This is a genomic window from Mycetohabitans rhizoxinica HKI 454 (assembly GCF_000198775.1).
Classification (GTDB): domain Bacteria; phylum Pseudomonadota; class Gammaproteobacteria; order Burkholderiales; family Burkholderiaceae; genus Mycetohabitans; species Mycetohabitans rhizoxinica.
The window spans coordinates 614,830-627,772 of the sequence record NC_014718.1 but is presented as its reverse complement, the minus strand read 5'-3'; the positions used below and the strand labels follow the sequence as shown (position 1 = coordinate 627,772).

9 protein-coding genes and 2 pseudogenes are annotated in these 12,943 nt (G+C 63.0%); 2 read left to right on the top strand and 9 right to left on the bottom strand.

All coding sequences use genetic code 11. The features are described 5' to 3' along the window. Positions 1 to 36 precede the first annotated feature (36 nt). Both RBRH_RS19425 and RBRH_RS18115 read right to left on the bottom strand, forming a co-directional pair. Positions 37 to 264, bottom strand: a pseudogene (locus tag RBRH_RS19425) (IS5/IS1182 family transposase); the annotation flags it as partial. Between the two features lie 53 nt (positions 265 to 317). After that, positions 318 to 512, bottom strand: coding sequence for a helix-turn-helix domain-containing protein (locus RBRH_RS18115; protein WP_013428883.1), 195 nt, complete (start codon positions 510 to 512; stop codon positions 318 to 320). 166 nt (positions 513 to 678) lie between these two features. Here RBRH_RS18115 and RBRH_RS14565 point away from each other — a divergent pair, with 166 nt between their 5' ends. Further along, a complete protein-coding gene (locus RBRH_RS14565) occupies positions 679 to 2,934 on the top strand; it encodes an amylo-alpha-1,6-glucosidase (protein WP_041754884.1) in 2,256 nt (751 codons plus the stop codon). Between the two features lie 53 nt (positions 2,935 to 2,987). Continuing rightward, entirely contained in the window at positions 2,988 to 3,449 is a 462-nt protein-coding gene (locus RBRH_RS14560; RefSeq protein WP_041754883.1) for an NUDIX hydrolase, read from the top strand. A gap of 886 nt (positions 3,450 to 4,335) precedes the next feature. Here the strand turns inward: RBRH_RS14560 and RBRH_RS14555 are convergent. From RBRH_RS14555 to RBRH_RS14520, 7 genes and pseudogenes are all read right to left on the bottom strand, one after another. Next, positions 4,336 to 5,484, bottom strand: coding sequence for an ABC transporter ATP-binding protein (locus tag RBRH_RS14555; RefSeq protein ID WP_013428880.1), 1,149 nt, complete (start codon positions 5,482 to 5,484; stop codon positions 4,336 to 4,338). Next, positions 5,481 to 6,134: an ABC transporter permease gene (locus tag RBRH_RS14550; protein WP_013428879.1), complete on the bottom strand. Its 654-nt coding sequence runs from the start codon at positions 6,132 to 6,134 to the stop codon at positions 5,481 to 5,483. Before RBRH_RS14550 ends, RBRH_RS14555 begins: the two co-directional genes overlap by 4 nt. Positions 6,135 to 6,147: 13 nt before the next feature. Continuing rightward, complete coding sequence (locus RBRH_RS14545) at positions 6,148 to 7,050, bottom strand: glycine betaine ABC transporter substrate-binding protein (protein ID WP_013428878.1); 903 nt, start codon at positions 7,048 to 7,050, stop codon at positions 6,148 to 6,150. A gap of 19 nt (positions 7,051 to 7,069) precedes the next feature. Continuing rightward, the gene (locus RBRH_RS14540) at positions 7,070 to 7,786 is read right to left on the bottom strand and encodes an ABC transporter permease (protein ID WP_041754882.1); all 717 of its coding nucleotides are present in this window, start codon (positions 7,784 to 7,786) and stop codon (positions 7,070 to 7,072) included. A 455-nt stretch (positions 7,787 to 8,241) separates the two neighbouring features. Beyond that, positions 8,242 to 9,594, bottom strand: a complete 1,353-nt coding sequence (locus tag RBRH_RS14530; RefSeq protein WP_013428876.1) for a sigma-54-dependent transcriptional regulator — start codon at positions 9,592 to 9,594, stop codon at positions 8,242 to 8,244. A 46-nt stretch (positions 9,595 to 9,640) separates the two neighbouring features. Then, the gene (locus tag RBRH_RS14525; RefSeq protein ID WP_013428875.1) at positions 9,641 to 11,530 is read right to left on the bottom strand and encodes a sensor histidine kinase; all 1,890 of its coding nucleotides are present in this window, start codon (positions 11,528 to 11,530) and stop codon (positions 9,641 to 9,643) included. Between the two features lie 61 nt (positions 11,531 to 11,591). Beyond that, positions 11,592 to 12,876: pseudogene (locus tag RBRH_RS14520) on the bottom strand (dicarboxylate/amino acid:cation symporter). Positions 12,877 to 12,943 lie beyond the last annotated feature (67 nt).

Below are 12,943 nucleotides of genomic sequence, written 5' to 3'. Positions count from 1 at the left end.
GAAACCCCACGTTTTTCGCAGCGTGGGGTTTCGTCTTTAGACGGGCGCGATGTTGGCACGGTTTTGTGTGCTCGGGCCAAGCAGGATCGCGAGATTAGCGATTAACCGCTGCAACGGTGCGTGAGCGCCAGAAGACGTGTAAAAGCGCCAGCGGACGCGCCAGCAGTAGCGCAATCTTCTTGATGTTCCGTGCCGCGGCTGCCAGCAACACTGTTCGGCCACATTGCGAAGCCCATGCGTTCTGGCATGGCGATGCCCGTGCAATTAGAGCGATACCCGCGGGCGGATGTGCGCGAGCGCATTGTGCCGCCGGCACCCTAGCGCGTATCGACGAATCCTTCTGCCTGCAGTCCTCCTGCGACATCGCAGATCACCGCCTGGCTGACGCCGTGGATTTGCGCAAGCACCCTGCCGGCGGGCAGCTTTGTGCCCACCGGATATTGGCCGGATGAAATGGCGGCGATCCATTGCTCGATATCATGTTCGGTCAATGGGTGAGGTCTGGCCGACATCGGAAAGGTCGAGTATGCAACGTATCAGGTTTGCATGTTATATGAGAGCTGGGTGATGGGACGAACATCCTTGTGCGAATGCACGATCGCGTTGTGCCATGGTCATACAATCGACAGCGCGCGAGCGGTGCTGTGACAACGCAGGTGTTTGAAAGGGAGCCAACTCATGCAGGAGCCAGAACCGACCGCCGGCGGGCTCGCGAAGCTGCCGGAGCAGGGCGCCGAGACCGGCGGCGACGACGGCGTGTTCATTGCGCCGGAGCACGCGAATGTCACCTCCGGCCGGCGGTACGTGCTGAAGTCGGGCGACACGTTCGTCGTCAACGATCCGAATGGCGATATTCTAGGCCATGACGACGGCCTGTTCGTCAACGACACGCGGGTGCTGTCGCAACTGCAACTCACGTTTGGCGGCCGGGCGCCATCGCTGCTGTCGAGCAGCGTGAGCAGCGACAACACGGCGTTCACCGCCCACTTGACCAACCGGTCGCTGCCGCCATTGGGTGGCGGGCATACGCCGCAGGGCGTGATCCATGTCGAGCGTTTGAGGGTGCTGTGCGGTAATGTATTGAACGAGGCGATCACGCTGACCCATTACGGCACCGAGCCGGCGGTCGTACCGCTGTCGCTTTCATTTGCCAGCGATTTTTTAGACATGTTCGAAGTGCGCGGCTCGCCGCGCGGCCGGCGCGGCACGCTGGCGACGCCCTATGTCGACAAGGGCGAGGTCGTGTTTAGCTACCAGGGTTTGGACAATGTCGAGCGGATTGTGCGCATCGCTTTTTCTCCTGCTCCGGACAAGCTGATGCCGGGGCGCGCCGACTATACGTTGACGTTGCCGTCCGAGGCGTGCCTGTCGGTTTACCTGCAGGTCACGGTTGTTACCCGGCCAATCAACGAGACCGCCGCGCCGGTGCCCGGTCCGGTGTCGAAGCCGCCAGCCGGCTTGAGCGGCGCGGGGCGGGCGGCGGTACGCGCCGCGCTGGCCGAGTCGCACCGAATGATGCGCGATAGGCGTCGCGCCAGTGCAAGGCTGCGCTCGAGCAATCCATTGTTCAATGCTTGGATGGAACGCTCGTTTGCCGATCTGGGATTGTTGACCACGGATCGGGACACCGGACCCTATCCATATGCGGGCATTCCGTGGTTCTCAACGCCATTCGGGCGGGACGCGGTGATGACGTCCTTGCAGACGCTGTGGGTGCAGCCGGCGCTGGCTCGTGGCGTGCTTCGCTTTCTCGCGGCCCAGCAGGCGCGCGAGGATTCGGCGTTTCGTGATGCCGCGGTGGGCAAAATCATGCATGAGATGCGCAAGAGCGAGATGGCGGCGACCGGAGAAGTGCCGTTTGCGCTGTATTACGGCGGCGTGGATACGACGCCGCTGTTCATCGTGTTGGCCGGAGCCTACCTTGAGAGGACCGGCGATGGGGCATTGATCGACGAATTGTGGCTGGCGCTGGAGTTGGCTGCGCAATGGATCGCACGGGTATGCGATCGCAACCCGTTTGGATTGCTCGACTATCAGCGCGCGGCGGACAGCGGCCTGGCCAACCAGGGCTGGAAGGACAGCCACGATTCGGTGTTCCACTCGGACGGGCGCATACCGGACGGACCGATCGCACTGGTCGAGGTACAGGCGTACGCGTGTGCGGCGTTCGAGACAATGGCGCGGCTGGCGCAGCACCGCGGCAGCGCCACGCTCGCCGCCCGCTACACGACGCGTGCCCAGGCGCTGCGCGAACGGGTCGAGGCGATGTTCTGGATGCCCCAGGAAGGTTTTTATGGGATTGCATTGGACGGGCATGGTCAGCTGTGCCGCGTGCTGGCCTCGAACGCCGGGCATCTGCTGGCGTTCGGGCTCCCGGACAAGGCGCGTGGCGAGCAGGTCGCGCATACGCTCGAATCCGCGTTGTTCTACACCGGCTGGGGCCTGCGCACGCTGGCCAGCGGCCAGCCCCGATTCAATCCGATGTCGTACCATAACGGTTCGGTGTGGCCGCACGATACCGCGCTGTGTGCGCGCGGCATGGCGCGCTACGGCGAAAAGGACGCGGCGGTGCGGTTGCTGCAGGCCCTGTTCGAGGCAGCGGTCCACTTCGACATGCGGTTGCCGGAGCTGTTCTGTGGCTTCACGCGGCGGCGCGGCGAACCGCCGACCGCCTATCCGGTCGCGTGCCTGCCTCAGGCCTGGGCGGCAGGTTCGCCGTTCATGATGCTCGAGGCTTGCCTGGGCGTGACCGTGGACGCGCAGCGGGAGGAAATCCGTATCGAGCGCCCGCGGTTGCCGGAAGGCATTGATTGGCTGGAAGTCGGCGATCTACGCGTGGGCAGCCGGACTATATCGTTGACGTTCCGCCGCGTGGGGGAGCAGGTGGTGCCGGCGGTGGACCGCGGTGACGCGCGCGTGATCGCGTTGCTTTAGCGCGGTACGGATCGATGCATCGAAGCCGTACCAGAACGCGAAACTGGATCGTTATGCCAAAACAGACCTCGTGTGGCGTCGTGATACTCAACGAACTCGGTAGCGTGTTGCTGTGTCACGCAACCGAGACGCGACACTGGGACATCCCGAAGGGTCAGCCCAATCCGGGCGAGGCACCGATCGACGCAGCGCTGCGCGAGACTCGCGAAGAGACCGGCTTGACGCTCGACGCAGCAGCGCTGGTCGAGCTGGGGGCGTTTTCTTATCGATCTGACAAGGAATTGCACTTGTTCGCGACCCGCGTCTCGACGTGCGACGTCGATATCCGCGAATGCGTATGCACGTGCCTGTTTCCGAGCTACCGGAACGGAAAAATGATTCCCGAAATGGACGCGTTCCGGTGGGTGCAGCCGACCGAAGTGAGCCGCTACACTAGCGCCAGCCTCACGAGACTGTTCGAAACCAAACTTTCGCTGCCGGCGCTGCACCGCCAACTGAGCGGTGCAGCAGCGTGATCTGCGTTATTCGTTGATCAGGGAAGGTTCGCGCTTCTTGCCGTGGATCCCGGCCGGCGTCCGTCCTCGCCCGGGCCACGTGGTCCCGCGGACGCGGGCTGACCAAGAGTGAGTCGGGCCGCATTTTCCGGGGGCCCGCAGGGGTACGGTGGGCGACGCACGGGCGGTTGGCCCATGCGCTGCCTTGCATTCAACTGCCGTCGGGTGTCCTCGCCGAACTGCGAGGCTTGCCGACGGAGCGTGTGTGGGGCAGTGGGCCGTCCGGCCCGCCGTGGCCGTTTTCACTGTCGCGGTCTTGACCCCATAATGCATCCGGGAGATTGCGCTCCATCTCGTCGCGGGTAATCTGTTCTGCCAATTGTCGAGATTTTGGGGTAGCTGGGCCTGCTGGCCGGTTCGCTCCTGACATAACGCACTCCTTGTGGTTGGACAGGTCACCTTACATCTAAGCACATTTCACGACTACGTCAAATCCGCATGCTCAGTGCTAAGCACCTTCCATTCCCGATAGGACGCGTGATGCGAGCTGGCGCCGCCGTGACTTCAAGATCCCGAATTGGAGCTTGGTCCGCGTGTCGTGCGCGTGCGCGCCTTTCCGATCGGGATGGACTTTCCGGCTGTCTGCGCAGCGTGCGTAGCCCCGGCTTTTCGATCGCCGATACGAGCGGTGTGTAGCCGTGTGTGAGCACCCTATGCAACGGTCTTCGATACTGATGACACGCGACGTTGACGGGGTTGAGCCAGTGAAGTGCCGCAGGACAATTATGAGTGGCCGGCGCAGCGACTGACCGACAGATTGGCCAGTCGAATAGCGTTGCCGGCCAGTCGAACAACGTTTCGCTATCTTGAAGCAGTGTGCTTTGCCGGCCGGCCAAGCCGGCGAGGATTACATGCCAGCAGCGGTCGGCACGCCGCGCGAGCGGCCCGAACTCAAATATTCGGCAATCGAGTCCTGCGTGATTTCGCCGAGATAGCCGCCTTCCGGATCGACGACCGGCAACCACGGCGAGTTAACCTCGAACATCTTTGACAACACCACGCGCAGGTTATCCTCCGCATTCACGGTGGTCGCAAATTCACGCATTTTGTCGCCGCAACGTGCCGGGGTGGATGCGCCTTCACGCGCGGCACGACGCGATACGTAGCCTAGTGCGCGCCGCGCGTCGTCGGTGACCGTCACATAGCGATTGTCGGTATCATCCATGACGCTGAGCGCTTGGGCAAGCGGGGTATCGACGTGCACGGTTTGGGCGTGGGTTGCCGCGTCGCTCGCCTTGACCAGCAGCAGGCGCTTGAGTGTGCTGTCGTGGCCCACGAACGCGCTGACGAATTCGTCCTTGGGATGGGCAAGCAACGTGTCGGGATGATCGAACTGCACCAACTGGCCGCGCCGGAACACGGCGACCTTGTCGCCTAGCTTGATCGCCTCGTCGATATCGTGGCTGACCATGATCACCGTTTTCTTCAGCGCACGTTGCATTTGGAAAAATTCGTTCTGGATCGACTCACGGTTGATCGGGTCAACCGCGCCGAACGGCTCGTCCATCAACATCACAGGCGGATCAGCCGCGAGCGCGCGGATCACGCCGATGCGTTGTTGCTGACCGCCAGAAAGCTCGCGCGGATAGCGCTTTAGGTACAGCTTCGGGTCCAGCGCGACCATCGACATCAGTTCGGTCGCGCGCTCGCGATAGCGCGACTTGTCCCAGCCCAGCAGCCGTGGCACGACCGTGATGTTCTCCTCGATCGTCATGTTCGGGAACAAGCCGACCTGCTGGATCACGTAGCCGATATGGCGACGCAGTTCCACTTCGTTGACGTTCGCGGTGTCCTCGCCGTTGAGCAGCACCCGGCCGCCGGTCGGCTGGATCAGCCGATTGATCATTTTCAATGTCGTGGTCTTGCCGCATCCCGAAGGGCCGAGAAAAATGCAGATTTCGCCCTCGGCAACGGTCAGGCTGACGGCGTCGACCGCCCGTACCGCACTGCCGTCCTTGCGCGTGAAGGTCTTCGTCAAGTGGTCAAGTTCGATCATGTCTTCGCTACTCCCTTCGGTGTCAATGCACGCTGCAGTGCGTGCAGCAGCAGGTCTGCGACGATGGCCAGCACGCTCACGAGCACCGCCCCGATCACCAGCCGCGTCATGTTGCTTTGGCTGATCGCGCGCAGTACCAACTCGCCGAGGCCTCCGGCACCGATGACTGCGGCAATGGTCATCACGCCGATGTTCATGACGACGGCCGTGCGTACGCCGCCGATGATTACCGGCACGGCGAGCGGTAGCTCGACGAGCCTGAGCCGTTGCCACCGCGTCATGCCGATGCCGGTACCCGCTTCGCGGATGCTAGGATCGACATTGCGCAGCGCCAGGTAGGTGTTGCGCATAATTGGCAGCAGCGAGTACAAGAATACCGCCACGATTGCGGGAGCGGGGCCGATGCCGGCACCCCAGCGCGACAGCAGCGGAATCATCAGGCCGAACAGCGCAATCGACGGCAGCGTGAGCACGATCGTCGCGCAGCCGAGCAACGGACCGGCCAACCAGGCGCATCGGTTGATCAGGATGCCGAGCGGCACGCCGACGAGAATCGCACAGCCCACGGCGGTACCAACCAGCGCGAGATGCTGCAAGGTGAGCGACGCCAGTTCCTGCCAGTTGTTCGAGAAATAGTTCATCAGGTCCATCGGTTCTCCTGGCTTAAGGCAACGCGTGCGTGCGTAGGAAATCGGCGGCGACTGCGCTGATCGATTCCTCGTCGATGTCCACGCGCTTGTTCATCTCAGACATCACTTCGCTGTTGATCTGCGCGGACAGTGCATCGAGTTGCTTCGCGAGTTCTGGGTGCTGGTCTAGCACGTCGCGGCGCACCACCGGCGTTGCGTTGTACGCTGGGAAAAAGCCGAGATCGTCGTCGAGCACCGTGATACCAAAGCCTTTGATGCGTCCATCGGTCGTGTAGACGAGTCCAAACATGGCTTGGTTGTTGTGCAACGCCGTGTAGACTAGCCCGGAGTCCATTTGCTTGATATCTGAGCGACGCAGTCGTAAGTCGTACAGCGCCTGCAATGGCCGCAACCCGTCGGGCCGGTTCGCAAACTCCGCGTCCATCGCAAACCAGTGCCGCTTGCGCGGGTCGTCTTGTTGGATCTTCGCGGCCAGTTGCGAGATCGTATGGATGCCGTCGCGTTTGGCGCGCTCGCTAGGCATCGCCAGCGCGTATGTGTTGTTTAGCGCCGACGGTTTGAGCCACACCAGGCCACGCGGTTTGTCCAGATCGCGTACGCGGCGGTACGCGGTCTGCGGATCGAGCTTCTCATGAATTCGGTTGTAGACGATCAGTGCCGTACCGGTGTAGTCCCATACGATGTCCAATTGCCGATTCTCGAGCGCGCTGCGCATCAGCACGCTGCCCAGGCCGCTGCGGCTCTCGACCGTGTAGCCGCGTGAGCGCAGGTATTGTGACGTGATTTCCGCGAGCAGCAATTGCTCGGTGAAATTCTTGCCGCCGACGACCAGCGTCGCTGCGTGTGCCGGTATCACGCCCGCCAGCGCGGTGCTGGCGAGCAGCCAAGCAATGACGCATTTAAGCAAACGGGTCATAAGTTCTCCTGTGCTTGCGTTACAGTGCCAGTCCGCGCCGCGCTAGCGCGGCGCGAGCGATGCCGGCAACGAGTGCGTCCAGCGCGAGCGCCAGCGCAGCAGTTGATGCGGCGCCCAACAGCAGCATGGCCGGATCATTTAGATAGATTCCCGGGAAAATCAATGTGCCGAGGCTATCGGCGCCAATCAGGAAAGCCAGCGGCGCGGTGCCAACATTGATGGCGAGCGCGGTGCGCACCCCGCCGATGATGATCGGCATCGCGTTGGGAAGTTCGACCTTGAACATTGATTGCAGCGATGTCATGCCCAGGCCACGCGCCGCCTCGCGCCACGCGGGCGGCACCGCGCGCATGCCTTCGTATGCGTTGCGGGCAATCGGCAACAACGACGCGAGCCACAGTGCGACGATCGCCGGCGCGGCGCCGATGCCCAGCACCGCGAGGGCCAGCGCGAGCACCGCCAATGACGGCACGGTGTTGCCCACGTTCAGTACCTGCATTAGCCGCTCCGCATGCCGTGGGTTCGACGCGCGGCTCAGCAAGATGCCCGCGGGGATGCCGGTGAGCAGCGCGAGCGCGATCGACGCGCCGACCAGCAGCAGGTGCGCGCCGGTGTAGTACAGTAAATCAGCGTGATACTTGCACAGCACATCCAGCCCGATTGCGCGGACCAGCGCTGTCACGATCAGTGTCAGCACGATGAAGCTCGACAATAGCTTCGCGCGACGACTCGTCATCGTTGAGTTCTCCTCGTGGGTTGCCGATACAGCACGCGCCCTAAAGCAAAGACAATGGCGGACCACGCGCGGGCACGAGGCCCGGCACGCTGGAGGCGGACGGCACAATGCCGTCACATGCTGCACGGTTGCCCGCTGCGCGGTCGCATGTGCGACGATGGCCGCTGGACGGGCAGAATGTCGTCCGTGGACGACTGGCGGAAGGACCGGGCGCAACGCGCCGCCGAGTCCACTAAAGCGCCCGGCACGGCCGGGCAGATGAAAGGGTCCGCCGATGTGGACCCACCTTTCATGCAACCGTATTGAAATTGCGCGAAAAAGCCTGAATTACGCAGTAATTACCACGATCTTGTATTGCAGACGATAACATTCTATTAAATCTTTGCGCAAAAGTCCAGCGTTGGCAGGGAAAATGCAGTCACCGCCGTCCGAGCGTCGCTGGACGCAGGTTGTGCTTACGCCTCGCCGCGCGTGGTGAGCCCGTAGCGTTTGATCTTCTCGTACAGTGTCGCCTTACCGACTTGCAGGCGCTCGGCCGCAGTCGATACGGCACCACCGTACGCCTCCAGTGCCTGTGCGATCAGCGCGCGCTCGAACTGCTCGACGCGCTCTTTCAGGGGCTGCGCGTCGTTGTCCGCACGGATGGCGTGCCGCACATCGTCCAAGCCGATGCCGAGCACGAAGCGATCGGCGGCGTTGCGCAACTCGCGCGCGTTGCCCGGCCAGTCCTGCTGCATCAGCGCGTGCCGCTGCGCGTCGGTGAGCACGCGCGCCGGGCGCTGGTAGCGCAGCGCTGCATCGAGCACAAAATGCTCGAACAGCGGCATGATGTCTTCGCGACGCTCGCTGAGCGGTGGCAGGGTGATTGTCACGACATTCAGGCGGTACAGCAGGTCGCGTCGGAACGTGCCGGCCGCCACATGCTCGTTCATGTTTCCCTTGGCCGCTGCAATGATCCGTACGTCACTGTGCACTGGCGTGTTCGAGCCCAGCCGTTCCAGTACACCATCTTGCAGCACGCGCAACAGCTTTGCCTGCAGCGCGAGCGGCATGCTTTCGACTTCGTCGAGAAACAGCGTGCCGCCCGATGCATATTCGAGCTTGCCGACGCGGCGTCGCGTCGCACCCGTGAAGGCGCCTTGCTCGTAGCCGAACATCTCCGACTCGAACATCGACTCGGGTAGTGCTGCGCAGTTGATCGCGACGAACGGTCGGTTGCGGCGCGCGGATTGTTCATGCAATGCCCGTGCGATCAATTCCTTGCCGGTGCCGGTTTCGCCGTTGATCAGCACGGCGGCATCGGTCGGCGCGACGTTGGCGATCATCGTGCGGACCTGGTCGATCGCCGCGCTCGTGCCGATGATGTGCACGGTGTCGGGACGCTGGGCCGCCAGCTCTCGGCGCAGTGCACGGTTCTCTAGTTGCAACGCGCGCCGTTCGAGCGCGCGGCGCACGGCATCGGCGAGGCGCTCCGACGAAAAGGGTTTTTCAATAAAGTCGTACGCGCCTTCGCGCATCGCCTGCACCGCCATTGAGATATCGCCATGACCCGTGACGACGATCACGGGCACATCCGGCGCCCGCTCGCGCATCAGCGACAGCAGTTCCAGGCCGCTCGCCCCGGGCAGCCGGACATCCGTGACGATCGCGCCGGGCACGCTGGCGCCGGCAGCGTGCATCGCGTCTAGCGCGGCTTCTACGCTCGGATAGCCGGTCACGTCGAAGCCGCCGAGCATTAGGCTCTGCACGTTGGCGTGCCGTACCAGCTCGTCGTCTTCAATGAACAATACCTGCAAGCCGTCGGTCATGGTCGTGGTTGTTCATGCGGTGGTCAATGGCGTGGGTGATGCGTGGTCATGCCGGCGCGTCCTGGCTCGAGCGCGCATACGCGCGTGGCAGCGTCATCACGAAGCATGCGCCGCGCGCCGTCGCATCGCGATCCTTGTCGCGCGCGGTGGCCACGCTCAGCGTGCCGCCCGCGTCGCGCACGATCGACGCGGCAATCGCCAGCCCGAGCCCCAGCCCTTGCCCCATTTCCTTGGTGGTGAAAAATGGCTCGAACAGCCGGGGCAGCAGGTCGGCGGCGATGCCGGGACCGTTGTCGATGACGGCGATCGCTACGACGTCGGGGCGCGTGTCGACTTCGATGATAATGCGCGCCGTCGGGTGGCTGGCGAGCGCATCGGCTGCGTTGCCGATCAGGTTGATCAGTGCCTGCTCGACGCGCAGGTCATCACATCGCACAGCGGGCGACGTATTAAGTGCATTCAAATCGAATGGCGCGCGCTTGCCACCGGCGTGCACACTCACGACTCGCACGTCGATGCCGGCAAGCTTGTCGCGCAACATCACCAATGCGTTGCGCAGCGCCTGCGCGACGATGGCGTGTGCATCGCGCGGGCGCCGCTTGCTGACGAATAGTTTCAACTGGTTCGTGATGCGCCCCATCCTGTCAATCAGTGTCGCGATGGCCTGCAGGTTCTCGCGTGCCGCATCCAGCGCGTTACGCTCGATCAGCACCCGTGTGTTATCCGAAAACGTGCGCAGCGCGGCGAGCGGCTGGTTCAGCTCATGGGTGATGCCAGCGGCCATTTGCCCGAGTGCAGCCAGTTTACTGGCTTGCACGAGTTCGTCTTGTGCAGCGCGCAGTTCCGCTTCCGCGCGCGTGCGCTCGCTGACTTCGCGCGTGAGTTGCTCGTTGGCTGCCGACAGGTCCGCGGTGCGCTCCGCGACGCGCTGGTTCAACTCTGCATAGGCGCTCTGCAGCATCCGGCGACCGTACTCCATTTCGCGCAGCTTGGCCCGTCGTAGCCGCCAGTAAAAGCCCAACAGCGCGGCAATCAGCAGCGCCAAACCGGTCGCCACCGTCATCGCGCGCGCCCGTGCATCGACATCGTCCAGCGGCGACAGTACCGTCAACTGCCAGCCAAGCTCGCTCAGCGGCTGTTCGGTTTGTAGATACAGCGGTGCCGGTGGGCCCGAGCCGAACCGTACTAGCTCCGCCCCTGCCGCGCGCGTGCGCACCTTGGTCAGCGGCAACGGCTTCAACGGCTCGTCACTGTACTGCTCGGTGTCGCGAATCCATGCCGACGCCTGGTTCGACAACGGGCGCGTCGTATGGTACCGCCACGATGGGATCGATGACAGGATGACGATACCGTTGGCATCGGTGACGAACAGCGGCTCGGACCGGTCTTGCGGCGGGAACCAGCTCAGGTCGATCTTGATCACCACGACGCCGATTTGAGTCCCATTGTATGAGACCGGCTGGGAAATATAGTAGCCGGCCTGATGCGAGCGCGTGCCGATCCCGAAAAAGTGGTCCTCGCGTCCCGCGACCGCGGCGACGAAGTATGGCCGGAAAACATAGCGCATCCCGACGAAGCTGTCGGGTTCGCGCCAGTTGCTGGCTGCTACGCACAGGCCGTCGCCGGTGATCAGGTAGGCTTGTGACGCCTTCGAGCGCTGTGCGATTTCCTCCAGGTAGCGATTCGCGCGGGCGACCGCTTCACCGTTTGGCTGCCGCAGCGCATCCTGCACCAGAGGATGCGTGGAGAGCAGGTACGGTAGGGGCTCGTAGCGGTCCAGCGCGGCTTGCAGTGTGGCGCTCGTGCGTGCCGCGCGCGCGGCCGACGCCTCGCGCAAGCGGTCGATCGCATGGGTGCGCGCGCTCGACCAGGCCGCGACGCAGCTTGCGATGATAACCGCGGCGAGCACCAGCAATACGGCGGTACGGCGTAGCACGGCGAGATGTCAGGAGAGCAGCGGATGGGTGCATCATTGTGGCACAACGCCGTGCGCTCGCCTATGCGGTCGCTTCCGCTTCGATGCTTGCCGGCTGGCGCATCACGCGCTTGAGCTTGTCGCGATCGAGCTCATGCTCCCACGCGGACACGACGACCGTTGCCACGCCATTGCCGATGATGTTGGTCAGCGCACGACACTCGCTCATGAAGCGGTCGATGCCAAGGATCAGCACCATGCCGGCGAGCGGAATCGTCGGCACGACTGCCAGCGTCGCGGCGAGCGTGATGAACCCGGCGCCGGTGACGCCGCTCGCGCCTTTGGATGTGAGCATCGCGACGGCCAGCAGTGTCAGCTGCTGGCCCCATGTCAGGTCAGTATGGGGTCGCCTGTGCAATGAACAGAACGGCCATCGTCATATAAATGTTCGTGCCGTCGAGATTGAACGAGTAACCGGTCGGCACGACCAGGCCGACGACCGAGCGCGAGCATCCGAGCTTCTCGAGCTTTTCCATTAGGTGCGGCAGCGCCGCCTCGGACGAACTGGTGCCGAGCACGATCAGCAACTCCTCCTTAATGTAGCCGAGAAAACGCACGATGCTGAAGCCGACGGCACGCGCAATCGTGCCGAGCACAACCAGCACGAACAGCAATGACGTCAGGTAAAACGTGCCTATTAGCTTGAGCAGCGGCAGCAGCGAGCCGACCCCATACTTGCCGATCGTGAACGCCATTGCGCCGAACGCGCCGAGCGGTGCAACCTTCGTAATCAGGTGCACCATGCCAAAGAACACCTGCGAGATGCTGCTGATGAATGCGGACACTTTGGCGCCGCGCTCGCCCAGGTGGGCCAGCACACTACCGAACAGGATCGCGATTAGCAGGATTTGAAGGATGTCGCCTTGCGCGAAGGCGCTAAAGAATGTGTCGGGGATCAGGTGTATCAGGAAGTCGACTGTCGTCTGGCCATGCGCTTTTTGCACATATATCGACGCCGCCTTGCTGTCGAGCGTGGCCGGATCGACGTTCAAGCCCACGCCGGGCTTTAGGATATGCGTAGCGGCCAGGCCGATCAGCAGGGCGAACGTCGAGACGACCTCGAAGTACAGCAACGCCTTGCCGCCGACGCGGCCCACCTTCTTCATGTCCTGCATGCCGGCGATGCCGGACACCACGGTGCAGAAAATGATCGGTCCGATCACCAGCTTGATCAGCTTGATGAACGCGTCACCCAGCGGTTTCATTTGTATCGCTAATTGTGGGTAGTAATGGCCTAGCAGGATGCCCAATGCGATGGCAAATAGCACCTGGACGTAAAGGACCTTGTAGAGGGGTTTTTTCACGATAGATACCCTTATCGTTTGTGATAAGAATCGCAGGCCCGGACAGGTTTGTCACAGGCGTGCGCGGATA